General features: G+C 73.1%; 18 protein-coding genes and 1 pseudogene. 13 read left to right on the top strand and 6 right to left on the bottom strand.

What is annotated here, in order from left to right:
* Positions 1 to 75: 75 nt before the first annotated feature.
* Together RNL97_RS10875 and RNL97_RS10870 are read right to left on the bottom strand one after the other, a co-directional pair.
* A complete protein-coding gene (locus RNL97_RS10875) occupies positions 76 to 393 on the bottom strand; it encodes a heavy-metal-associated domain-containing protein (RefSeq protein ID WP_030577025.1) in 318 nt (105 codons plus the stop codon).
* Between the two features lie 97 nt (positions 394 to 490).
* Positions 491 to 1,234 (bottom strand): TetR/AcrR family transcriptional regulator, encoded by a 744-nt coding sequence (locus RNL97_RS10870; protein WP_030577027.1) that lies wholly within the window; start codon positions 1,232 to 1,234, stop codon positions 491 to 493.
* Positions 1,235 to 1,392: 158 nt separating this feature from the next.
* Between RNL97_RS10870 and RNL97_RS10865 the strand changes: the two genes are divergently transcribed.
* Together RNL97_RS10865 and RNL97_RS10860 are read left to right on the top strand one after the other, a co-directional pair.
* Positions 1,393 to 3,753, top strand: a complete 2,361-nt coding sequence (locus RNL97_RS10865) for an MMPL family transporter (RefSeq protein ID WP_243314061.1) — start codon at positions 1,393 to 1,395, stop codon at positions 3,751 to 3,753.
* A gap of 228 nt (positions 3,754 to 3,981) precedes the next feature.
* Positions 3,982 to 4,737 carry a class I SAM-dependent methyltransferase gene (locus tag RNL97_RS10860; protein WP_030577033.1) on the top strand — a complete coding sequence of 252 codons (756 nt, stop codon included), beginning with the start codon at positions 3,982 to 3,984 and terminating at the stop codon, positions 4,735 to 4,737.
* Between the two features lie 7 nt (positions 4,738 to 4,744).
* On the opposite strand, the gene RNL97_RS10855 is transcribed toward RNL97_RS10860, so the two are convergent.
* Both RNL97_RS10855 and RNL97_RS10850 read right to left on the bottom strand, forming a co-directional pair.
* On the bottom strand, positions 4,745 to 4,936 hold the full coding sequence (locus tag RNL97_RS10855) for a helix-turn-helix transcriptional regulator (RefSeq protein ID WP_010064909.1): 192 nt from the start codon (positions 4,934 to 4,936) through the stop codon (positions 4,745 to 4,747).
* Between the two features lie 201 nt (positions 4,937 to 5,137).
* Positions 5,138 to 6,064 carry a sugar phosphate isomerase/epimerase family protein gene (locus RNL97_RS10850; protein WP_030577037.1) on the bottom strand — a complete coding sequence of 309 codons (927 nt, stop codon included), beginning with the start codon at positions 6,062 to 6,064 and terminating at the stop codon, positions 5,138 to 5,140.
* Between the two features lie 146 nt (positions 6,065 to 6,210).
* Here RNL97_RS10850 and iolC point away from each other — a divergent pair, with 146 nt between their 5' ends.
* From iolC to RNL97_RS10810, 8 genes are all read left to right on the top strand, one after another.
* Positions 6,211 to 7,371, top strand: a complete 1,161-nt coding sequence (iolC, locus tag RNL97_RS10845) for a 5-dehydro-2-deoxygluconokinase (protein ID WP_030577040.1) — start codon at positions 6,211 to 6,213, stop codon at positions 7,369 to 7,371.
* On the top strand, positions 7,368 to 8,279 hold the full coding sequence (locus RNL97_RS10840; RefSeq protein ID WP_030577043.1) for a Cgl0159 family (beta/alpha)8-fold protein: 912 nt from the start codon (positions 7,368 to 7,370) through the stop codon (positions 8,277 to 8,279). The genes iolC and RNL97_RS10840 overlap by 4 nt, the downstream gene beginning before the upstream one ends.
* Entirely contained in the window at positions 8,276 to 9,205 is a 930-nt protein-coding gene (gene iolB, locus RNL97_RS10835) for a 5-deoxy-glucuronate isomerase (protein ID WP_030577046.1), read from the top strand. Before RNL97_RS10840 ends, iolB begins: the two co-directional genes overlap by 4 nt.
* A complete protein-coding gene (gene iolD, locus RNL97_RS10830) occupies positions 9,202 to 11,160 on the top strand; it encodes a 3D-(3,5/4)-trihydroxycyclohexane-1,2-dione acylhydrolase (decyclizing) (protein WP_030577048.1) in 1,959 nt (652 codons plus the stop codon). Before iolB ends, iolD begins: the two co-directional genes overlap by 4 nt.
* A gap of 41 nt (positions 11,161 to 11,201) precedes the next feature.
* Positions 11,202 to 12,704 carry a CoA-acylating methylmalonate-semialdehyde dehydrogenase gene (locus tag RNL97_RS10825; RefSeq protein ID WP_030577051.1) on the top strand — a complete coding sequence of 501 codons (1,503 nt, stop codon included), beginning with the start codon at positions 11,202 to 11,204 and terminating at the stop codon, positions 12,702 to 12,704.
* A 76-nt stretch (positions 12,705 to 12,780) separates the two neighbouring features.
* Positions 12,781 to 13,401: a DUF4291 domain-containing protein gene (locus RNL97_RS10820; RefSeq protein ID WP_313750627.1), complete on the top strand. Its 621-nt coding sequence runs from the start codon at positions 12,781 to 12,783 to the stop codon at positions 13,399 to 13,401.
* Positions 13,402 to 13,526: 125 nt separating this feature from the next.
* Entirely contained in the window at positions 13,527 to 14,912 is a 1,386-nt protein-coding gene (locus tag RNL97_RS10815) for a sensor histidine kinase (RefSeq protein ID WP_199814149.1), read from the top strand.
* A 7-nt stretch (positions 14,913 to 14,919) separates the two neighbouring features.
* Positions 14,920 to 15,633 carry a response regulator gene (locus RNL97_RS10810; RefSeq protein ID WP_030577059.1) on the top strand — a complete coding sequence of 238 codons (714 nt, stop codon included), beginning with the start codon at positions 14,920 to 14,922 and terminating at the stop codon, positions 15,631 to 15,633.
* 15 nt (positions 15,634 to 15,648) lie between these two features.
* Here RNL97_RS10810 and RNL97_RS33190 read toward each other — a convergent pair.
* Both RNL97_RS33190 and RNL97_RS10795 read right to left on the bottom strand, forming a co-directional pair.
* Positions 15,649 to 16,311, bottom strand: a pseudogene (locus RNL97_RS33190) (phosphatase PAP2 family protein); the annotation flags it as partial.
* Positions 16,312 to 16,380: 69 nt separating this feature from the next.
* Positions 16,381 to 16,815 (bottom strand): GNAT family N-acetyltransferase, encoded by a 435-nt coding sequence (locus RNL97_RS10795; RefSeq protein ID WP_030577066.1) that lies wholly within the window; start codon positions 16,813 to 16,815, stop codon positions 16,381 to 16,383.
* Positions 16,816 to 16,948: 133 nt separating this feature from the next.
* Between RNL97_RS10795 and RNL97_RS10790 the strand changes: the two genes are divergently transcribed.
* The 3 genes from RNL97_RS10790 (at position 16,949) to RNL97_RS10780 (ending at position 22,356) form a co-directional block, all read left to right on the top strand.
* On the top strand, positions 16,949 to 19,603 hold the full coding sequence (locus tag RNL97_RS10790; protein WP_313750626.1) for an alpha/beta fold hydrolase: 2,655 nt from the start codon (positions 16,949 to 16,951) through the stop codon (positions 19,601 to 19,603).
* Complete coding sequence (locus RNL97_RS10785) at positions 19,600 to 20,511, top strand: ABC transporter permease (protein ID WP_030577071.1); 912 nt, start codon at positions 19,600 to 19,602, stop codon at positions 20,509 to 20,511. Before RNL97_RS10790 ends, RNL97_RS10785 begins: the two co-directional genes overlap by 4 nt.
* 240 nt (positions 20,512 to 20,751) lie before the next feature.
* On the top strand, positions 20,752 to 22,356 hold the full coding sequence (locus tag RNL97_RS10780; RefSeq protein WP_030577074.1) for a vWA domain-containing protein: 1,605 nt from the start codon (positions 20,752 to 20,754) through the stop codon (positions 22,354 to 22,356).
* The last annotated feature ends 260 nt before the right edge of the window (positions 22,357 to 22,616 follow it).

The following is a 22,616-nucleotide window of genomic DNA, read 5'->3' as shown; positions in this document are numbered from 1 at the left end:
CGGGCCGTACCCCACCAGTATCGGCTGGTGCGGCCGGCCCGACGGCGGACGGGTGGTGCGGCGGAGCGCCGGCTCTCAGGCGGCCGGGCCGAGAAGTTCGTAACCGGCCTCGTCCACGGCGGCACGGACGGCGTCCTCGGCCAGCGGGGCCTTGGACGTCACGGTGACCAGGCCGGTGGAGGCGACGGCGGCGACCGAGGTGACGCCCGCGATCCCGGAGATCTCCTCCGACACGGCCCCCTCGCAGTGGCCGCAGGTCATGCCCTTGACCTGGTACACGGTGGTGACCGAGTCGGTCTGCTCGATCTGCACGTCGGCCGCGCCGTCGTGGCAGGAACCGGTGGGCGAGCAGCAGGAACCGGTGGACGGCGTGGTGCCGGTCTCGGCGGTCATGACGTTCTCCTCTTCGCGAACACGTTTCGGGCGGCACGGCGGGACGCGTGGGACCGCAGAGGCCCCCGTGGCGCCCCGCCTCATCCATACTATACCCCTAGGGGGTATCAAGGCGCTCCGTCGTCGCCGGACACGACGCGTCGTGCCCGACCAGGGGATCCAGATAGCGGAACATCACCGTCTTCAGCTCCTGGATGTAGGCCGCGCGCTCCTCGCCCTCGGTGGCCATGATCAGGTCCAGTCCGGCCTTGAAGACCATGAAGGCCATCTCGGCGGTGCGGTGGATCTGGGCGGCGGGCATGTCCGGGAGGTAGTCGGCGAGCACGGATTCGACCCGCGTCAGCATCGTGGCGTGCAGCGTGTCGTGCGCCTCGGTGATCCGGCCGGGGATCTCCGAGCCGTGCATCAGGACGAAGAACGCCGGATTCTCGCAGTTGAAGGCGATCAGGGGGTCGAGGACGGCGTCCAGCATGCGGTCGAGCGGCAGCTCCGTGTGGCTCTGGGCGAAGGCGGCGCCGTAGGTGTCCCGCCAGCGGTCCAGCAGTCGGTCGCCGAGCTCGACGGCGATGGCCTCCTTGTTCGGGAAGAACTGGTAGAGCGTGCCGGGTGAGACCCCTGCCTCGCGGGCGATGGCGTTGGTGCTGGACGCGGTGTAGCCGCTGGTGCAGAAGACGTCGGCGGCGGCCCGGAGCAGTTGGGCGATCCGGGCCTCGCCGCGGGCCTGGCGCCGCCGGCGGGGGCGGGTGGGGCCCGGCGCCTCGTCGGCGGTGTCCCCGGCGGCCTCGGTGGCGGCTTCGACGGCGGCCTCGGCGGCGGTCTTGTTGGCTTTGGCCTCCGGCACGGTCCATCCCCAGCTCTCATGACGCGATTGACAAACACGAGTGGCCGCTCGCATTCTAAAGAAACGCGAGCGACTGCTCGTGTTTGCCACGATAAACGGCAATGACCGACCCATGCTGCCCTGCGCTGCCCGGGTCTCGGTGAAGGGGACACCGCACCATGCCCGAAGTCAACCGTTCCGCGCCGCCCCAGGTCGGCGGCTGGACCCGGTTCGTCACCGCCCGGCCACGGCTCGCGCTGCTGGCCGCGCTGGTGATCACCGCACTCGCCGTGTTCGCCGGGAGCGGGGTGGCGGACCGGATGGGCAGCGGCGGCTGGCAGGCCCCCGACGCCGAGTCGACCTACGCGACGGAGGTGCTCGCCCGGGAGTTCCCCGCCTCGCAGCCCAATCTGCTCCTGCTGGTGGACAGCGGCTCCGCGGGCGTCGACGACCCGGCCGTGGCCGCCGAGGCCGCCCGTCTGGCGGAGCGGCTGAAGGCCGAGCCGGGGATATCGGGCGTCGGGTCCTACTGGGAGACCGCGTCGCCCGCCCTGCGTTCCGAGGACGGTCAGGAGGCGATCATCGCCGCCCGGATCGGGGGCGACGAGAAGACCGCGGGCGAGACCCTCGACCGGATAGCCCCGGCCTTCGCGGGGGAGCGGGGGCCGGTGGCGGTCTCCCTCGGCGGGCCCGTCGCCGTGCAGCACGAGATGCAGACGATCATCCAGGAGGATCTGCTGCGGGCCGAGCTGATCGCCCTGCCGGTGACGCTGGTCCTGCTGGTCATGGTCTTCGGCAGCGCCGTCGCCGCGATGCTGCCGCTCGCTGTCGGCATCGTCGCCATCCTCGGCACCAACGCCGTGCTGCGGGGGCTGACGGAGTTCACCGACGTCTCCGTCTTCGCGATGAACCTCACCACGGCCCTCGGCCTCGGACTCGCCATCGACTACGCCCTGTTCATCGTCCGCCGCTTCCGCGAGGAGCTGGCGACAGGTGCGGACACCCGGACGGCGGTGGGCGCGACGCTGCGGACCGCCGGGCGTACGGTGCTGTTCTCCGCGCTGACCGTGGCGGTGTCCCTGTCGGCCATGCTCGTCTTCCCGCAGTACTTCCTGCGGTCCTTCGCCTACGCCGGGATAGCCGTGGTCCTCCTGGCCGCCGCTGCCGCACTGATCCTGCTGCCCGCGGCGCTCATGCTGCTCGGCCCCCGGATCAACTCGCTGGACCTGCGCCGGCTCCTCCGCCGTCGGAAGAAGGCGGCGACGGCCGGGGCGGACCCGGCGGGTGCCGGGGCCGGCGTCCCCGGGGCGGGTGCCGCCGGGGGTGCCGACGCGTCTCCCGGCCGGGGCTGGGCGTGGCTGGGCGCGCTGGTGATGCGCAGGGCGCCCGTCTTCGCCATCGTCACGACCGTCGGGCTCCTGCTCCTCGGACTGCCGTTCCTCGGCGTGAAGTTCGGCACGGCGGACGATCGCCAGCTGCCGGCCTCCGCGGAGTCCCGGGTCGTCCAGGAACACCTCCGCGACGGGTTCCCCGGCAGCCCCGGCGGCGGCCTGGAGGTGCTGGCCGAGGGACAGGGTTCCACCGCCGACCACGTGGATCTCAAGAACCGGATCGAACAGCTCCCCGGCGTCCTGCGGGTCGGAGGACCGGTCACCGAGGGTCCCGTCGCCCACTACAGCGTGCTGCCGGAGGGCGAAGCCGTCGGCGGGGAGACCCAGCAGCTCGTACGGGACCTGAGGGCCGTGTCCGCCGCCTCCTCGCTCGACATCTCGGTCACGGGCACGGCGGCGGTCCTCGTCGACTCCCAGGACGCCATAGCCGACCGGCTGCCCTGGGCCCTGGCGATCATCGTGGTCGTGACGCTGCTCCTGGTCTTCCTGCTCACCGGCAGCGTGCTCATCCCGCTCCAGGCGGTCGTGCTCAACGCCCTCAGCCTGACCGCGATGTTCGGAGCGGTGGTCTGGGTCTTCCAGGACGGGAATCTCTCCGGACTGCTCGCCTTCACCAGTACGGGTGACATCGAGACGACGCTGCCCGTCCTGATGTTCTGCGTGGCCTTCGGACTCTCCATGGACTACGGGGTCTTCCTGATATCCCGGATCAAGGAGGAGTACGACCGCACCGGCGACCACGAGCACTCCGTCACCTTCGGGCTCCGGCACACCGGCGGGCTGATCACCGCGGCCGCCGTGATCCTCGCGGTCGTCATGGTCGCCATCGGCACCTCACGGGTCACCAACACCAAGATGCTGGGGCTCGGCATCGCCCTCGCGGTCCTGATGGACGCCATGGTGGTGCGCAGTCTGCTGGTCCCCGCGGTGATGAAGCTGATGGGCCGCTCCACCTGGTGGGCCCCCGCGCCCCTGCGGGCCTTCCACCGCAGGTTCGGCCTGAGCGAAGGGGAGGCCGCCCCGGCCGCCGCCCCCGCCGCTGTGCCGGACCCGGGCGGCCGGGGCGGGCCGGAAGCCCCCGAACCGACAGCGGAGAACGAGGAGATGCCGGGCACGAGCAGGGATGTCGGCGAACCGGCGCGACGCTGAGATCCCCGGAGAAAGTCGTCCGGAAAGGGCCCTCGGGGAGGCCGGGAATGCCCTCCGGACGCGGCAGGAGGGGCCCGCCCGCCACCGGAAGGGTGGCGGGCGGGGGCCCGGCCCCTCCGCCCGCCAGGGAGGCTGCACAGGCCCGCGGGTGGTATCCGTGGAACGCCGCTGACCTGGGATTTCATACTCATCCAGCCTAAAGTTTCCTCAACGGAGAAGGGGGCCCGGATGAACCGGAACGTATCGACGACCGATGACGTATTGGCTTTGATGGACGGCCTGTTCGCCCCGGAGGCGGACCGGTGGACGGCCGGTGGGGCGTCCTGGTGGGACGAGTTCTACGCGGACCGTTCACGGCCGGTGCCGTTCTTCGCGGACAAGCCCGACGAGAACCTCGACGCCCACCTCCGCCAAGGGCGGATCGCCCCGGGGCGCGCGCTCGAACTCGGCTGTGGGCCCGGCCGCAACGCGCTCCACCTGGCCGCGCTCGGCTTCGACGTCGACGCGGTCGACCTCTCCCCGGCGGCGCTGGCCTGGGCCCGGGAGCGGGCCGAGGAAGCGGGAGCCGGCTCCATCCGGTTCCACCACGGGGACGCGTTCGCCCTGACGGCGGAGGGGGCCGCCCTGGCCGGCCCCTACGACCTGATCTACGACTCGGGCTGCTTCCACCATCTGCCGCCCCACCGCCGGATCAGCTATCTCGCCCTCCTGGAGCGCTGCCTCGCGCCCGGCGGCCACTTCGCGCTCACCTGCTTCGCTGCCGGACACGGTGGGATGGGCTCCGAACTGCCGGACGCCGAGCTCTACCTGACGGGCGGCCTGCACGGCGGACTCGCCTACACGGACGACGAGCTGCGCCGCGTCTTCTCCGGGCTGACGGAGATCGAACTGCGCCGGATGAACGACGAGGCACCCCAATCCCCGCTCTTCGGGGAGTCGTTCCTCTGGACGGCCCTCTTCCGCAGCCCCGCCGACCAGCGGTAGCGGGGCGTCAGCGCCCCCGGTTGCGGGGGCGCGAGGCGACCCAGGCGCGGACGGTGTCTCCGTACCAGTACGGCTTCCCGTTCTTCACCTGGTCGGGCGGGGGCAGGAGGCCGTGCTTGCGATAGGAGCGGACGGTGTCCGGCTGGACCTGGATGTGCGCGGCAATGTCCTTGTAGGACCAGAGCGTTCTGTCCGTCATCGATGACACCTCTCTGCACTTCCCAAGCCGACGATCGCTCAGCCTGTGCTCGGTTGAACGACCCCGGGCGGCAGGCGGGGTGGGGCTGTCGACCGGCTGTGACAGAAAACCCGCGTAACGGAGATATGTGTGCCGAAACGGTTACTGCTGTGACAGAAAGGATGAAGCGCGGCACCGGGACGAAGCAGCGAGCACCCGGGATCAGAGGGGTGAGCCGGGACGCCCGCAGGAGCGGAGGAACTCGCGGGTGCGGCGCGCGATGGGGAGCGGCTTGTCCGGCGGGCAGGGGTACATGTCCTGCTCCACGATCGCGAACAGGTCGACGTCCAGGGCGCGTGCCGCGTCCAGCACCGGTTCCAGGGCGGGGACCCCGCCGGGCGGCTCGCACATCACGCCTCGGGCCACCGCCGGGCCGAACGGCACCTCGTCCGCCACCACAGCCGCCAGGATCTCCGGGTCGACCTGCTTGAGATGGAGATAGCCGATGCGCCCCCCGTACGTCTCGATGAGCTTGACGCTGTCGCCGCCGCAGTAGGCGTAGTGCCCGGTGTCCAGACAGAGCGAGACGAGGTCCGGATCGGTGGCGTCGAGGAAGCGGTTGACGTTCTCCTCGGTGTCGATGTGGGTGTCGGCGTGCGGGTGGACCACGATCCGCAGCCCGAACCGCTCCCGGACCTCCCGGCCCAGCCGCTCCGTCTGCGCGGTCAGATCGCGCCACTGCGCGGGGGTGAGCGTGCGGTCCTCCAGCACCTCGCCCGTCTTGTCGTCGCGCCAGAAGGAGGGGATGACGACCAGGTGTTCGGCGCCCATGGCCCGGGTCAGCGCGGCGATGTCCGCGACATGCGCCCAGGTCCGGTCCCAGACGTCCGGGCCGTGGTGCAATCCGGTGAAGACGGTTCCGGCGGAGACCGTGAGTCCCCGGCCGCGCGTCTCGTCGGCCAACCTCGCCGGATCGGTGGGCAGATAGCCGTACGGGCCGAGCTCGATCCACGCGTAGCCGGCCTCGGCCACCTCGTCGAGGAAGCGTTGCCAGGGCACCTGCTGCGGGTCGTCGGGGAACCACACACCCCAGGAGTCGGGGGCCGAGCCGATACGGATGCGGGCCGAGGAGGGGACGGAGGGGGTCATAACGGCCAGCCTCCTGGCCCGCGCGGAAGGGTGTCAAGGGTTCGTCCGAATGTCCGGACAAAATGTTGACAGGGTTCCGGGCGGAGGGCTAGACCTGGGACCAGCCGGCCACCGGCGGTGCGAGCCGGTCGTGCGAAGGGATGGGCATGCCTGAGCCGTACGACGTGATCACCATGGGGCGGATCGGGGTGGACCTCTACCCGCTGGAGGTCGGGGTACCGCTCGCCCGGGTCGAGACGTTCGGCAAGTTCCTCGGTGGTTCCCCGGCGAACGTCGCGGTGGCGGCGGCCCGGCAGGGGCGGCGGACGGCCCTCATCACCCGGACCGGGCAGGACCCCTTCGGCGCCTATCTCCACCAGGAACTGGAACGGTTGGGCGTGGACCCCCGCTGGGCGACGGCCCTCGCGGAGTATCCGACCCCGGTCACCTTCTGCGAGATCTTCCCGCCGGACGACTTCCCGCTCTACTTCTACCGTCGGCCCAAGGCCCCCGATCTGGAGATCCACGCCCCGGACCTCGACCTGGACGCCGTGCGCGACGCCGGGATCTTCTGGATGACGGGCACCGGACTCAGCGCCGAGCCGAGCCGGTCCGCCACGCTGGCCGCCCTCGACGCGCGCGGCACCGGCCCGGCGGATGCGTCGCGTACGGCGACGGCGACCGTTTTCGACCTCGACTGGCGGCCGATGTTCTGGGACGGGGGCGACGACAGCACCGAGGCGCCCGCGCGGTACCGCGAAGCGCTCGCCCATGCCACGGTCGCCGTCGGCAACGTCGACGAGTGCGCCGTCGCGACCGGCGAACGCGAACCGTACGCGGCGGCCCGGGCCCTCCTCGCGGCCGGAGTGGAGCTCGCCGTCGTCAAGCAGGGGCCGAAGGGTGTGCTCGCCGTGCACCGTGACGGCACCACCGCCGACTGCCCGCCGCTGCCGGTCGCGGTGGTCAACGGCCTCGGCGCCGGAGACGCGTTCGGGGGTGCGCTCTGCCACGGGCTGCTCGCCGGGTGGCCCCTCGACCGCATCGTGCGGTACGCGAACGCGGCCGGCGCCATCGTCGCCTCCCGGCTCGCCTGCTCGTCCGCGATGCCGTTCCCGGACGAGGTCGAGGAGGCCCTCGCGGCCGGCGCCGTCACGGCGGACCTCGCCACGCGGACCGCCGGAGGCGCCGCGCGCGGTCCGGAGTCCCCGGCCGCCCCGGGCGCCGCAGCTCACCCCGAGACTCCCACCGCTCCGGGCGCCGCGACGGCCCCTGGCGCTCCCGCAGACCCCGACGCCCCTGCCGGCCCCCGGAACGGAGCGGGCTCGTGACGCCGATCGCGCCCTCCCTCTCCGCGCTCGTCCGGCTGCGCGCCGAGCGCCCTGAAGCCGTTGCCGAGGCCGCCGCACGACGGAAGAGGCGGCGGCTGATCCGGCACCCCGGCGACCGGTTGATGATCATCGCGGCCGACCACCCGGCGCGCGGCGCGCTCGCCGTGGGGGACCGCTCCCTCGCCATGGCCAACCGCTTCGAGCTGCTGGAGCGGCTCTGCCTCGCCCTCTCCCGCCCCGGGGTCGACGGGGTGCTCGCATCGGCCGATGTCCTGGACGACCTCCTCCTGCTCGGGGCCCTGGAAGACAAGGTCGTCATGGGTTCGATGAACCGTGGCGGTCTGGCGGGCGCGGCCTTCGAGCTCGACGACCGGTTCACCGGCTACCGCCCCGACGACCTGGTCCGGCAGGGGTTCGACGCGGGGAAGCTGCTGCTGCGCATCGACCACGACGACCCCGGTTCGCTGGACACCCTGCACACCGCCGCCCGGACCATCGACGCGATGGCCGCCCACCGGCTGCCCGTCTTCGTCGAACCGTTCCTCTGCCGCCGCGTCGACGGCCGCCTCCGCAACGACCTCGGCGCCGCCGCCGTGGCGACCTCCATCGCCATCGCGTCGGGCCTCGCCGGGACGTCCGCGTACACCTGGCTGAAGGTGCCCGTCACCGACGACCCCGACGCCATGGGCCGGGCGATGGAGGCCTCCACGCTGCCCGCCGTCCTGCTCGGCGGCGAGGTCGGCGACGACCAGGACGCCGCGTACGGGAAGTGGCGCGACGCGCTGCGGCTGCCCACGGTCCGGGGGCTGGTCGTGGGACGCTCGCTGCTCTACCCGGTCGACGGGGACGTGGCGCTCGCCGTCGACACCGCCGTATCGCTGCTCCGGCCGGGTAGGGAGGAGCCATGACGACGGACCACCCCGACCGGGGACAGCACCAGGGCCAGGGACAGCACGGGTTCCACCTGCCGTCCGGCGGCGCCGCGCGCGGGCCGTACGCCGTCGACATCGATCCCGAGAGCGCCGGCTGGGACCGCTCGGCCCTGCGGGTGCTGGAGCTGGAGCCGGGCGGTGTTCACACGCTCGTCACCGGAGGCAGCGAATGGATCGTCCTGCCGTTGGCCGGTGGCTGTACGGTGCGTACCGCAGGTGAGACCTTTGAACTGCGGGGCCGGGAGAGCGTGTTCAGCGGGGTCTCCGACTTCGCCTACGTACCGCGTGACGCCCACGCACAGATCGCCTCCGGCGCAGGAGGCCGCTTCGCCCTGGCAGGAGCGAAGTGCGAGCGACGACTCCCCGCTCGCTACGGCCCCGCGCCGGAGGTACCCGTCGAGCTGCGCGGCTCCGGGACCTGCTCCCGCCAGGTGAACAACTTCGCCGCCGCCGACACCTTCGACTGCGACCGGCTGATCGCCGTCGAGGTCCTCACCCCCGGCGGCAACTGGTCCTCCTACCCGCCCCACAAACACGACGAGCACGTGCCGGGCGAGGAGTGCGAGCTGGAGGAGGTCTACTACTTCGAGGTGCAGGACGGCGGGCTCGGCTACCACCGGGTCTCCCCGTCGCGCGAGGGCGGTACGGACGTCCTCGCCGAAGTCCGCGACGGCGACGTGGTCCTCATCCCCGACGGCTGGCACGGCCCGTCCATCGCCCCGCCCGGCCGGACGCTGTACTACCTGAACGTCATGGCCGGGCCGGGGGAGGAGCGCGCCTGGCTGATCCGCGACCATCCCGACCACCGGTGGATCCGCGACACCTGGCCAGACGAGCCGATCGACGCCAGACTCCCGCTCTACACGGCGCATCCGTCGCCCGGCCCGGAGGTAACGCCTTGAGCCCGACGAGTCCCGCGAGCCCGAAGAACCGCAGGTCCACCCCCACCCGCCGTCTGACCACCGCTCAGGCCCTGGTCGCCTTCCTGGCCCGGCAGTACACCGAGCGCGACGGCCGCCGGCAGCGGCTGATCAGCGCCACCTGGGGCATCTTCGGCCACGGCAATGTCGCGGGCGTCGGCCAGGCACTCGTGGAGGCGGGCCACGGAGGGAACGGCGCCGCACACCGCATGCCGTACCTCCAGGGCCGTAACGAACAGGCCATGGTGCACGCGGCCGTGGGGTACGCCCGCCAGTCGGGGCGGCTCTCCGCGCACGCGGTGACCACGTCCATCGGGCCGGGGGCCACCAACCTGGTCACCGGGGCCGCCCTCGCCACGATCAACCGGCTGCCCGTCCTGCTCCTGCCGGGCGACACCTTCGCGACCCGGCCCGCCGATCCCGTACTGCAACAGCTCGAAGTGCCGTACGCCGGTGATGTGTCCGTCAACGACTGTCTGCGGCCGGTCTCGCGCTACTTCGACCGGGTCACCCGGCCGGAGGCGCTGATTCCGGCTGCCCTCCAGGCGATGCGGGTCCTCGCCGACCCCGCCGAGACCGGGGCCGTCACGCTCGCGCTGCCGCAGGACGTCCAGGCGGAGGCGTACGACTGGCCGGAGGAGTTCTTCGCCGAGCGCGACTGGCACATCCGCAGGCCCGCCCCCGACCCGTACGAGCTGGAGACGGCGGTACGGGCGATCCGCTCCGCCCGCCGCCCCCTGATCGTCGCGGGCGGCGGGGTCCGGCACAGCGCCGCCGAGGAGACGCTCGCCGCCTTCACCGCCGCGACCCGCATCCCGGTCGCCTCCACCCAGGCGGGCAAGGGCGCGCTCCGCCACGACCACCCGGCCGACGTCGGCGGCATCGGCCACACCGGCACCGCCACCGCGAACGAGCTGGCCCGCACCGCCGACCTGGTCATCGGCGTCGGTACCCGCTTCTCCGACTTCACGACCGCCTCCGGCACCCTCTTCGCCGACCCTGCCGTCCGCTTCCTCCACCTCAACATCACCGCCTTCGACGCCCACAAGCTGGCCGCCCTCCCCCTGGTGGCGGACGCCCGCACGGGACTTGAGGCGCTCACCGCGGCCCTCGCCGGTCGCGGATACCGGGTCGATCCGGCGTACGAGACGGAGTACACCGGCGCGAAGGAGGCGTGGGAGGAACGGGTCGAGGCGTCCTTCGCCACCCCCGACCCCACCGCGCGCCCCACCCAGACCCAGGTCCTCGGCCTCCTGGACGACCTCGTCACCGAGGAGGACATCCTCATCAACGCCGCCGGCTCCCTCCCCGGCGACCTGCACAAACTCTGGCGGACCCGCTCCCACGACCAGTACCACGTGGAGTACGGCTACTCCTGCATGGGCTACGAGATCCCGGCGGCGATCGGCGTCCTGCTCGCGACCGGGGCCCGGAGCCGGGAGCACCGCCCGGTCTGGGCCCTGGTCGGCGACGGCACGTACCTGATGAACCCCACCGAGATCGTCACCGCCGTCCAGGAGAACCTGCCGCTGAAGCTGCTGATCCTCCAGAACCACGGGTACGCCTCCATCGGCGGCCTCTCCGAATCGGTCGGCGCCGAACGCTTCGGCACCGCCTACCGCCACCGCGACGCCGACGGCGGCTTCACCGGCCCGCCGCTCCCCGTCGACCTGGCCGCCAACGCGGCCTCCCTCGGCCTGCGGGTCCTGCGCGCCACCACCGTCGACGACCTGCGCAAAGCTCTCTCCGAGGCCCGCGACGCGGAGGGCCCCACTTGTGTCTACGTCGAGACCGAAACGCCCGACACAGTGTCGGGCCCCCCTCCGGCGCAGGCGTGGTGGGATGTTCCGGTAGCCGAAACCGCGAGCCGACCGGCGGCGGTGAAGGCCCGGGAGGAGTACGACCGCCAGGTCGCCGCCCGACGCCGCCACTTGTGAGACCAGCCCCCGCGCCTGCCCGAAGTCTGAAGGAGTACGTCATGACGAAGACCGTCAACCACTGGATCGGCGGCAAGACAGCGGAGGGCACGTCGGGCCAGTACGGTCCCGTCACCGACCCGGCCACCGGCGCGGTCACCACGCAGGTGGCGTTGGCCTCCGTGGAGGAGGTCGACGCGGCCGTGGCGGCGGCGAAGGCCGCGTACGCCACCTGGGGCACCTCCTCGCTCGCCCAGCGCACCGCCGTCCTGTTCCGCTACCGCGCGCTGCTCGACGCCCACCGCGACGACATCGCCGCGCTGATCACCGCCGAGCACGGCAAGGTGCACTCCGACGCGCTGGGCGAGGTCGCCCGGGGCCTGGAGATCGTCGAGCTGGCGTGCGGGATCACCACGCAGCTCAAGGGCGAGCTGTCCACCCAGGTCTCCAACCGGGTCGACGTCTCCTCGATCCGCCAGTCGCTGGGCGTGGTCGCGGGCATCACCCCGTTCAACTTCCCGGCCATGGTGCCGATGTGGATGTTCCCGCTGGCGATCGCCTGCGGCAACACGTTCGTGCTGAAGCCGAGCGAGAAGGACCCGTCGGCCGCCAACCTGCTGGCCGAGCTGGCGTCCGAGGCGGGCCTTCCGGACGGTGTGCTCAACGTCGTCCACGGGGACAAGGTCGCGGTGGACGCGCTCCTCGCCCACCCCGACGTGGCCGCCGTCTCCTTCGTCGGCTCCACCCCCATCGCCCGCTACATCCACGCCACCGCCTCCGCCAACGGCAAGCGCGTCCAGGCCCTCGGGGGCGCGAAGAACCACATGCTCGTCCTCCCGGACGCCGACCTGGACGCGGCCGCCGACGCGGCGGTCTCGGCGGCGTACGGCTCCGCCGGTGAACGCTGCATGGCGATCTCCGCGGTCGTCGCGGTCGGCGCGATCGGCGACGAGCTGGTCGCCAAGATCCGCGAGCGCGCCGAGAAGATCAAGATCGGCCCCGGCGACGACCCCACCTCCGAGATGGGCCCCCTGATCACCGCCGCCCACCGCGACAAGGTCGCTTCCTACGTCACGGGCGCCGCCGCCCAGGGCGCCGAGGTCGTCCTCGACGGCACGGGCCACACGGTCGAGGGCTTCGAGAACGGCCACTGGATCGGCCTGTCCCTCCTGGACAAGGTCTCCACCGACTCCGACGCCTACAAGGACGAGATCTTCGGCCCGGTCCTCTGCGTGCTCCGCGTGGAGTCGTACGAGGACGGCGTCGCCCTGATGAACGCTTCGCCGTTCGGCAACGGCACCGCGATCTTCACCCGCGACGGCGGCGCGGCCCGCCGCTTCCAGCTGGAGATCCAGGCGGGCATGGTCGGCGTCAACGTACCGATCCCGGTCCCGGTGGGCTACCACTCCTTCGGCGGCTGGAAGGATTCGCTCTTCGGCGACCACCACATCTACGGCAACGACGGCGTGCACTTCTACACCCGCGGCAAGGTCACCACCACCCGCTGGCCCGACCCGGCCGACGCCCCGGCCGGCGTCGACCTCGGCTTCCCGCGCAACCACTGACCGGCCCCCGCCCGCGCCCGGGCCTCCGGCGAAATCCGGATGCCCGGGCGCGGCCGTGTCCCGCATCCTGGGGCCTATGAACAGCCCGTCCGTCCCGCCCCGCCATGAGATCCGCGCGCTCCACACGGCCACGACGGTCACCGTCTACCAGGCGTACCGGCCGGCCATCGGCCTGCCCGCCGCGCGCGAGGGACGGTTCCCCGCCGAGTGGAAGCGGGACCGGATGACCTGGATCAAGCCCAGCTTCCTGTGGATGATGTACCGCTGCGGCTGGGGCGCCAAGGAGGGGCAGGAGGTCGTCCTCGCCGTCGAGATCTCCCGGAGCGGCCTGGAATGGGCCCTCGCCCACGCCGAACTCTCCCACTACGTACGCGGGGTGCACCCGGACCGGGCCTCCTGGCAGCGCGGCCTGCGCACCTCCCCCGCCCGGGTGCAGTGGGACCCCGAACGCGACCTCGACCTGAACCCGCTCCCGTACCGCTCCCTCCAGCTCGGGCTGAGCGGCGAGGCGTCCCGCCGGTACGCGGACGAGTGGACCGTCTCCGTACGCGATGTCACGCCGCTCGCCCGCGAGGTGCACGCGGCGGTCCGGGCGGGGGAGCGGGAGCGGGCCGCCGCCCTGCTGCCCGTGGAGACGCCGCTCGACCTCGCCGCGCCCCGGCCGGTGCGGGACGGTTCCCCGGTGCCGGGCAGGTGACTTTCGGCAGTGCCGGAAGGCGTCCCGCCCTCCGTAACCTCTCCCTCGTGAACAGCTTCTCCCTCGTGAAAAGGACGGCCGGCGGGCGGCCCGGCCCGCGGTGGGCGGACCCGGGGGGTCTGCTGGTGCCCGCCACGGCGGCGTTCGGCGCGCTGAGCCTGGTGGGGTGGTGGTGGGGCCTGCCGACCGCGATCGCCGCGTTCGCCGCCGGGCGGGGGCCAGGGCGCGGCAGGACCGTCGTCCTGTTCCTGGCCGGAGCCCTGGTGGCCGGGGCGGTGGCGGTGGTCCTCGTGCCGTCCCTGCTCTCGCTGGCGACGCAGTTCGTCGCGGTCGTCGTCCTCGCCGTGCTGGTGCCCTGGTTCGTGGGGCGGTTCTCCCGCCAGTACCGGGAGCTGGTCCGGGCCGGCTGGGAGCGGGCCGAACAGATGGAACGGGAACGGCAGTTGGTCGCCGAGCAGGCGAGGCTGCTGGAGCGGGCCCGGATCGCCCAGGACATGCACGATGTGCTGGGACACGATCTGAGTCTGATCGCCCTGTCGGCCGGGGCCCTGAAACTGGCACCCGGCCTGGACGAGCGGCACCGGCGGGCCGCCCAGGACATCCGGGGCAGGGCGGCGGCAGCGGTGGAACGCCTCGGCGAGGTCATCGGCGTCCTCCGCGAGGAGAGCGAGAGCCCGCCCCAGGAGCCGGGGGACTCCGACATCGCCCGGCTCGTCGGGGACGCGGCCGCCTCCGGGCTCCCGGTCGAACTCTCCGTGGACGGCGACGCGTCGGGGCTGCCGCCCACCGTCGGGCGCGCCGCGCGCCGGGTCGTGCAGGAGGCCCTGACCAACGCGGCCAAGCACGCGCCCGGCGCGTCCGTGACCGTCGAACTCTCGCACACGGCGGCGGAGACCCGGGTGACGGTCCGCAACGCTGCTCCTGCGGCCCGGGAATCGTTCCCCCCGTCCCCCCGGCACGGCGGGCGCGGGCTCATCGGGCTGGACGAACGCGTCCGGCTCGTCGGCGGCTCCCTCGACCACGGGCCCCGGGACGGCGGCTTCGCCGTCTCCGCCCGGCTGCCCCACCGCGCCCCCGCGCAGATCCCGCCGCGGCCCGCCGGCCACCGGGAGAGCCCCGCGCCCCCGGGCTACCGGCGGGCCCGCCGGCGCGTCCACCGCACCCTGCTCACCGCGCTGACGGTGCCGCTGGTGGCGGGTGCGGTGCTGCTCGCCGTGGTCGGGACGTGGGAGACCGTGGCGGCGTCCCGGTCCGTCCTCGACCCGGGCGACTACGCCCGCCTGCGGCTGGGGCAGGATCGGTCCGAGATCCAGAAGGTGCTGCCGGACCGGCAGACGGCGGCGCGGCCGACGGGCGCAGGACCTGAGGAGCGACGCGAACGACAGGAACGTGGAGTGACGTGCGAGTTCTACGCGATGACGGCCGACCGCTTCGACGACCGCTCCGGCGACGCGTACCGGCTCTGCTTCCGGGACGGCAGGCTGGTCTCCCGCGACGCGCTGACACCGTGAGCGCCCGATGAGCCGGGCCGGTACGGCAGCGTCCGGACCGGTCCGGGTGCTCGTCGCCGACGACGAGCCGATGATCCGGGCCGGTGTGCGCGCCGTGCTCGCCACCGACCCGGGCATCGAGGTCGTCGCCGAGGCGGCCGACGGGCACGAGGCCGTGGAGCTGGCCCGGGCGCACCGCCCGCACGTGGCCGTCCTCGACGTACGCATGCCGCGGACCAACGGCATCGACGCCGCCGCCGAGATCCGGCGCACCCTGCCCGGTACCGGCGTCGTCATGCTGACCACCTTCGGCGAGGACGACTTCATCCTGCGGGCGCTGGGGGCCGGGGCCGCCGGATTCCTGATCAAGTCCGGTGAGCCCGAGGAACTCGTCGCCGGGGTGCGGGCCGTCGCCGACGGCGCCGCCTACCTGTCACCGAAGGTCGCCGCCCGTGTGGTCGCGCACCTCGCGTCCACCGGGGCCGGGGCCCTGGCCGAACGGCGGGACGCCGCCCGGGAGCGGGTCGCCGGGCTGACGCCCAGGGAGCGCGAAGTGCTGGCCCACCTCGGCGGCGGACTGTCCAACGGGCAGATCGCCCGGCGGCTGCACCTGGTCGAAGGAACGGTCAAGGCGTACGTGAGCTCCGTCCTGGCCCGTCTCGGCGTCGACAACCGGGCCGCGGCCGCCGTCGTCGCCCACGAGGCCGGGATCCTGCCCCCACCGCCGCCCGAGCAGCGCTGAGGCGAGCAGACCGGCGGGGCGCACCAGCACCAGGAGCACCGAGGCGACCACCGCACCGCCGAGCAGCGCGCCGGCGATCACGTCGTGCGGATAGTGGACCCCCACCAGGACCCGCAGCAGCGCCGCCGCCACCGCCACCGGCAGGGTCACCGCGGCCAGTCGGGGCCGCCGTACCGCCAGCCCCACCGCGAGGGCGGCGGCCAGGGTGGCGTGGTTGCTCGGGAACGACCAGTCGCCCGGTTCCGGGCACGCGGCGACCGCCTCGGCGCCGTCCAGCGCCCGGCACGGACGTTCCTCGTCGACGACCAGCTTCAGCGCCTCGCTGACGGCGTACGCCACGACGGTCCCGGCGCCGATGAGCACGGCCCCCGCCACCGCGTCCGGATCCCTCCGGCGTACGGCGGTCCAGCAGACCCCGAGCAGCAGCAGGCCGAGGACGATCAGCGTGGCCTCCGACGACAGTTCCAGCAGGTGCCCCACCCACCCCGGGGCATCAGCGACCGCCTCGGTCAGCGAGCGGTACGCGGATACGGACGCCCCGTCCGTGACCTCGGTCGGGCCGGGCCTCCCCAGACCTCCCGGGGAGAGCATCGTGATCACGGCCGCCGCCGTCGCCGTCAGGGCGAACGATCCGAACAGCCGGGCGGGCCAGTGGTGTTGACTTGTGTGCTGTGCCATGTGGCGAACGTACGGAGGGACGGCCGCCCGGCGCGGGGGCCGAAGGGCAGGAGCCGCCCCCGACGAACGTCAGGGTTGACGCCCGTCCGCGCCGCCCCCGAACTCCCACACCAGCATCGCGAACCGCCCGTCGGCACCCGCCCCCGCCGACCGGTACGTGGCGAGCGCCGCCTCGTTGTCCGGCTCCACCCCGACCCACACGTCGTAACAGCCCCGCCCCCGGGCGAGGTCCACCAGCGCCCGGGTCAGGGCCCCGCCGATGCCCCGGCGGCGGAACGGGTCGTCGACGCCGAGTTCGTACAGGCACATCTCCGTCCCCTTGTCCGGGTGCAGCATCTCGATGCCCGAGACGAAGCCCGCGGGGACGCCGTCGACGTACGCGATCAGCATCACGTGACCGTCCGCGGCGAGGAAGCGGGCCGCCCACTCCTCACGGGGCGGGGCGTCGAAGAGATGGCCGGCGGCCAGGAGCTCCGCGACGGTCGAAGCGGGGCGAATGTCCACAAGGGCCTCCCGAGGGCAGGAACTCCGTACCGCGTCCGGAGTACGGGCGAGGCGCACCGTACCTCTCAGGGAGGCCGCGCGCTTCACCCTGGCGGCACTCAACCGGCTTGCGTCCTCCGTTTAGGGTCGAGGGATGGAGACCCCTACTGCTCGATGGCGGCGCCTGCTGCCCCGTACACCTGGCCGGTGGGCCGCGGCCGGCGCCGCGCTCGCCGTACTCGTGGGCGGCGGCACCTGGTCCGCCGTCGCCGACGACGGCTCGCCCGCCGTGCAGCGCGAGGACCGGATCCTGCGCATGGACGGGGTGCCGATCGACACCTCGTACTTCCATGCCAAGGGTTCCGGCAAGCGGCCCGCCGTGCTCATCGGGCACGGGTTCGGCGGCAGCAAGAACGACGTCCGGGCCCAGGCCGAGAAGCTGGCCGCCGACGGATACGCCGTGCTGACCTGGTCGGCGCGCGGCTTCGGGAAGTCCGGCGGGGAGGTCTCCCTCAACGACCCGGACCACGAGGTCAAGGACGTCTCCCGGCTCATCGACTGGCTCGCCACCCGGCCCGAGGTGGAGCTCGACACGAAGGGCGACCCCCGCGTCGGCCTCACCGGGGCCTCCTACGGCGGGGCCGTCTCCCTGCTCGCCGCCGGGCACGACAAGCGCGTCGACGCCATCGCTCCCGTCATCACCTACTGGAACCTCGCCGACGCCCTCTTCCCCGACGGGGTCTTCAAGAAGCTCTGGGCCGGGATCTTCATCACCACCGGCGGTGGCTGCGAACGGTTCGAGAAGCGGCTCTGCGAGATGTACGAGCGCGTCGCCGTCAGCGGCAAGCCCGACGCGGAAGCGGTGGAACTCCTCACCGAGCGTTCGCCGTCCGCCGTCGCCGACCGCATCAAGGCCCCCTCGCTCCTCCTCCAGGGACAGTCCGACTCCCTCTTCCCGCTCGGCCAGGCCGACGCCATGCAGAAGGCCATCAGCTCCAACGGCGCACCCGTCTCCGTCGACTGGATCTCCGGTGGCCACGACGGCGGCGACAGCGAGTCCGGGCGTATCGAAGGGCGGGTCGGGGACTGGTTCGACCGGTATCTCAAGGAGGACACCGGCAGCGCCACCGGGCCCGCCTTCCGCGTCACCCGTACCGGGGGCGTCGACTCCACCGACGGCGCCGCCCTCCTGCGCGGTGCGAGCAGCGACACCTACCCGGGGCTGCGCAGCGGCGGCCGGGACATCGCGCTCGGCGGCGGGACGGAGACCTTCCGCAACCCGGCCGGATCCGCGCCGCCCGCCATCTCCGCCGTGCCCGGCGTCGGCGGCGGACTCGCCCAGCTCTCCTCCCTCGGCGTCGGGCTCTCGCTCGACTTCCCCGGGCAGTTCGGAAAGTTCGAGTCCGCCCCGCTGGACAGTTCCCTGCGCGTCACCGGCACGCCCACCGTCACGGTGAACGTGAAGGCCGACGGCGACCGGGACGCGGTGCTCTTCGGCAAGGTGTACGACGTGTCGCCGGACGGCAGGCAGCAGGTCCTGCCCCACCAGCTCGTCGCCCCCTACCGGATCACCCCCGACCAGCAGGGCAAGCCGATCGAGCTGGCGCTGCCCGCCGTGGACCACGAGTTCGACGCCGGACACCGGCTGCGCCTCGTGTTCTCCGCGACGGACCTCGGTTACGCCTCCCCGGCCGAGCCCGCCACGTACGACGTGACCCTCGACGGACCGCTGACCGCCCCCACCGCACCCGCCGTGAAGACCGCGGCGGCCGCTCTCCCGTGGTGGACCTGGGGCCTCCCGGCCGCTGCGGTCGTCATTGCGGCCGCGCTGCTGATCACCGCCCGGCGGCGGACCGCGACGCCCGCCCCGGACCACGGACTCACCGACGTACCGCTTCAGATCACCGGGCTCTCCAAGAAGTACGCGAAGTCCGTCGACCGGTACGCCGTGCGCGAGCTGTCCTTCCGCGTCGAGAAGGGCCAGGTGCTCGGGCTCCTCGGACCCAACGGCGCGGGCAAGACGACCACGCTGCGCATGCTCATGGGGCTCATCACCCCCGACGAGGGCGAGATCCGCGTCTTCGGGCAGGCCATCCGGCCCGGCGCCCCGGTGCTGTCCCGGGTCGGGGCGTTCGTCGAGGGAGCGGGGTTCCTGCCGCACCTCTCCGGGCGCGCCAACCTCGACCTTTACTGGCAGGCCACCGGCCGCCCCGCCGAGGACTCCCACATCGACGAGGCCCTGGAGATCGCGGGCCTCGGGGACGCGCTGGCCCGTGCCGTCCGGACGTACTCCCAGGGCATGCGGCAGCGGCTCGCCATCGCCCAGGCCATGCTCGGCATGCCGGACCTGCTGATCCTCGACGAGCCGACCAACGGGCTCGACCCGCCGCAGATCCGCGAGATGCGGGACGTGATGATCCGGTACGCGGCCGGGGGCCGGACCGTCATCGTCTCCAGCCACCTCCTCTCGGAGGTCGAGCAGTCCTGCACGCACCTGGTCGTCATGGACCGGGGCCGGCTCGTGCAGGCCGGTCCGGTCGCCGAGATCACCGGTTCCGGCGACATGATCCTGGTGACCACGGCCGAGGAGGTGTCCGAGCCGCTGGCGGAGAAGATCGCCGCCCTGCCCGGCATCGGCTCCGCCGTCCCCACCGACGACGGGCGCGGGCTCCTCGTCCGCCTGGACGGGGCCACCACCTCGCGGCTCGTCGCCGACCTGGTCCGGCTCGACGTCCCGGTCACCGGCGTCGGACCGCACCGCCGCCTGGAGGACGCCTTCCTCACCCTGATCTCCGGAGGAGCAGCATGAGCGCCCCCGTACAGCCGCCCGAGGCCCGGGTGGCGACCGAACACCCGGAGGCCGCGGGCTACCGCGCCGGGCGGACGCTCCCGCTCCGCGTCGAGGCCGTGCGGCAGCTGCGCAGGCGTCGCACCCTGCTCATGGGCGGGGTGCTCGCCGCCCTCCCCTTCATCCTGATCATCGCCTTCGCCATCGGCGGCACGCCGGACGGCGAGGACGGCGGCGGAGGGCGGGGCGGAGGCAGCCGGATCAACCTGATGGACGTGGCGACCGAGTCCGCGGCCAACTTCGCGGCCACCTCGCTGTTCGTCTCGGCCGGTTTCCTGCTGGTGATCCCGGTGGCCCTGTTCTGCGGGGACACCGTGGCCTCCGAGGCGAGCTGGTCCTCGCTGCGCTATCTGCTCGCCGCGCCGGTGCCGCGCGTACGGCTGCTGTGGTCCAAGCTCGTCGTCGCGCTCGGCTTCAGCCTCGCCGCGATGGTGCTGCTGCCGGTCGTCGCGCTGGCGGCGGGAACGGCGGCCTACGGGTGGGGGCCGCTGAAACTGCCGACCGGGGGAGCCCTGTCCGCCGGGGACACCGTGCCGCGCCTCGCGCTGGTCGTGGCGTTCATCTTCGTCTCCCAACTGGTCACGGCGGCACTGGCGTTCTGGCTCTCCACCAGGACGGACGCGCCGCTCGGCGCGGTCGGCGGCGCGGTCTTCCTCACCATCGTCGGCAATGTGCTCGACGCGGTGACCGCGCTCGGCTCCTGGCGCGACTTCCTGCCCGCGCACTGGCAGTTCGCCTGGGCCGACGCGCTCCAGCCGCAATTGGAGTGGGGCGGCATGATCAAGGGCGCGGCCGTATCAGTGACCTATGCCCTGATTCTGTTCGCGCTGGCCTTCCGCGGGTTCAGCCGTAAGGACATCGTGTCCTGAACCTGATGTTCCGCCGTTTTCCCGCCCGCTGTTGCCGCATCGAGATGGTTCCGCAACGCTTTCGTCGACTCCGGTCGGCGGTCCCGTACGTCACATTCACAGGTGTCGAGGACACCGTGACGACGTGGGGGGTTACGCATGAACCAGGTCAGCCGACGACATGGGACGCGGGCGGGAGAGCCGGCGGGAGGCCCGGCGACGGCCCCGGTGAGGAGCTGGGCAGGAGGCCGGGCGGGAGCTGTGGCGCTCCTCCTGGCGGGCGCCCTGGCGCTCACCGCCTGCGGCGCCGGCAGCGGGTCGGACGGTACGCGCGATCTGGGCTCCGGCTCGCGCAAGGGGCAGGGATCGACCGGCGGCGGACAGCCCGCGCCGGACGCGGTGGCGCCCGAGACCGGCCGGTCGGCCGCACCGGGGGGAGACGCCGGGTCCGGGGCCTCGGCCGCGCCGGACGCCAAGGCGCCCGACTACCTCTCCACCTTCGCCCTGGACGTGGACACCGCCAGCTACGGCTACGCGCGCCGCACCCTCGGCGACGGCCGGCTGCCCGCCGCCGAGGACGTACGTCCCGAGGAGTTCGTCAACAGCTTCCGCCAGGGGTACGAACGGCCCGAGGGCAACGGCTTCTCGGTCAACGTCGACGGGGCGCGCATCGGCTCCGGGACGGGCGGGGGAGGCGGAACCGGAGCCTCCGACTGGTCGCTGCTGCGGGTCGGCCTGGCCACGAAGACCGCACCGCCCGCCGCCGAACGGCCGCCCGCCGCGCTCACGTTCGTCGTCGACATCTCGGGGTCCATGGCCGAGACCGGCCGCCTGGACCTGGTCCGGAAGTCCCTGACCATCCTCGCCGACGAACTGCGCGACGACGACTCCCTCTCCCTGGTCACCTTCAGCAACACGGCCGAGACCCGGCTGCCGATGACCCGCGTCAAGGGCAACCGGAACCGGATCAAGGACGTGGTGGAGGAGATGGAGCCCGCCCAGTCCACCAACGTCGGGGCGGGCATCACCCGCGGCTACGAGGAATCGGTCGAGGGCCACCGCGAAGGCGCCACCAACCGCGTGGTGCTCCTCTCCGACGCCCTCGCGAACACCGGCGACACCGAGGCCGAATCCATCCTGAAGAAGATCGACTCGGCCCGTCGCGAGTACGGCATCACCCTCTTCGGCGTCGGTGTCGGCAGCGACTACGGCGATGCGCTCATGGAGCAGCTCACCAACAAGGGCGACGGCAACACCACGTACGTCGGTGACGAGACGCAGGCCCGCAAGGTCTTCGTCGACCAGCTGCCCGCCCACCTGGAGATCCGGGCCCGCGACGCCAAGGCCCAGGTGGCGTTCGATCGGAAGAACGTGCGGCAGTTCCGGCTGATCGGCTACGAGAACCGCAAGGTCGCCGACGAGGACTTCCGCGACGACAGCGTCGACGGCGGCGAGGTCGGCCCCGGCCACACCGTGACAGCTCTGTACGCCGTACGGCTGCGGGAGGGCGCGTCCGGCACCGTGGCCCGGGCGACGGTGCGCTGGCTCGACCCCAAGACCCGCAAGGCCCAGGAGGAGACCGGAACCGTCACGACCGGGGCGGTCGACGAAACCCTCTGGGGCGGCGAGAACGACCGGCTCCAAGTAGCGGCCGTGGCCGCCTACTTCGCCGACCGGCTACGCGGAGGCGATCTGCCGGGCGCGCCCCGACTCGGCGAACTCGCCTCCCGGGCATCCGGGTTGGCGGAGTCCACGGAGGACAGCGCGGTGGAGAAGCTGGCCACGGCCATCGGTCAGGCGGACCGGCTCCAGCGCGGAGCCGGTACGGACGACGCGCCGGAACCGAGCGAGGGCGAGATCGGCTGACGCGGATCGCCCGCCCCCACCGGCCCGGGGGCCGCCCGGATCGGACCCTGCCCGCGCTGGGCGGCCTGCGCCGGAGGTCGCCGGCCTGGGGCCGCCCGGATCGGAGCCTGCTCGCGCCGGGGCCCTCCACGCCGGGGGCCCTCCGCGCCGGAGGCCGCCCGCGCCGGAGGCCGCCCGCGCCGGAGGCCGCCCGCACGGGGGCCCTCCGCGCAGGGGGCCCTCCGCGCCGGAGGCCGCCCGCGCCGGGTCCCCGGTGCGGG

Source organism: Streptomyces parvus (assembly GCF_032121415.1).
GTDB classification, from domain to species: domain Bacteria; phylum Actinomycetota; class Actinomycetes; order Streptomycetales; family Streptomycetaceae; genus Streptomyces; species Streptomyces globisporus_A.
Note: the sequence above shows the minus strand (reverse complement) of the source record. Positions and strands in the feature narration are given on the sequence as shown.

Excerpts from the sequence above, each read along its gene's own strand:
- RNL97_RS10875 (WP_030577025.1), bottom strand. The coding sequence starts at position 393 with ATGACCGCCGAGACCGGCACCACGCCGTCCACCGGTTCCTGCTGCTCG.
- RNL97_RS10865 (WP_243314061.1), top strand. The coding sequence starts at position 1,393 with ATGCCCGAAGTCAACCGTTCCGCGCCGCCCCAGGTCGGCGGCTGGACC.
- RNL97_RS10860 (WP_030577033.1), top strand. The coding sequence starts at position 3,982 with ATGAACCGGAACGTATCGACGACCGATGACGTATTGGCTTTGATGGAC.
- RNL97_RS10855 (WP_010064909.1), bottom strand. The coding sequence starts at position 4,936 with ATGACGGACAGAACGCTCTGGTCCTACAAGGACATTGCCGCGCACATC.
- RNL97_RS10850 (WP_030577037.1), bottom strand. The coding sequence starts at position 6,064 with ATGACCCCCTCCGTCCCCTCCTCGGCCCGCATCCGTATCGGCTCGGCC.
- iolC (WP_030577040.1), top strand. The coding sequence starts at position 6,211 with ATGCCTGAGCCGTACGACGTGATCACCATGGGGCGGATCGGGGTGGAC.
- iolB (WP_030577046.1), top strand. The coding sequence starts at position 8,276 with ATGACGACGGACCACCCCGACCGGGGACAGCACCAGGGCCAGGGACAG.
- RNL97_RS10825 (WP_030577051.1), top strand. The coding sequence starts at position 11,202 with ATGACGAAGACCGTCAACCACTGGATCGGCGGCAAGACAGCGGAGGGC.
- RNL97_RS10820 (WP_313750627.1), top strand. The coding sequence starts at position 12,781 with ATGAACAGCCCGTCCGTCCCGCCCCGCCATGAGATCCGCGCGCTCCAC.
- RNL97_RS10810 (WP_030577059.1), top strand. The coding sequence starts at position 14,920 with ATGAGCCGGGCCGGTACGGCAGCGTCCGGACCGGTCCGGGTGCTCGTC.
- RNL97_RS10790 (WP_313750626.1), top strand. The coding sequence starts at position 16,949 with ATGGAGACCCCTACTGCTCGATGGCGGCGCCTGCTGCCCCGTACACCT.
- RNL97_RS10785 (WP_030577071.1), top strand. The coding sequence starts at position 19,600 with ATGAGCGCCCCCGTACAGCCGCCCGAGGCCCGGGTGGCGACCGAACAC.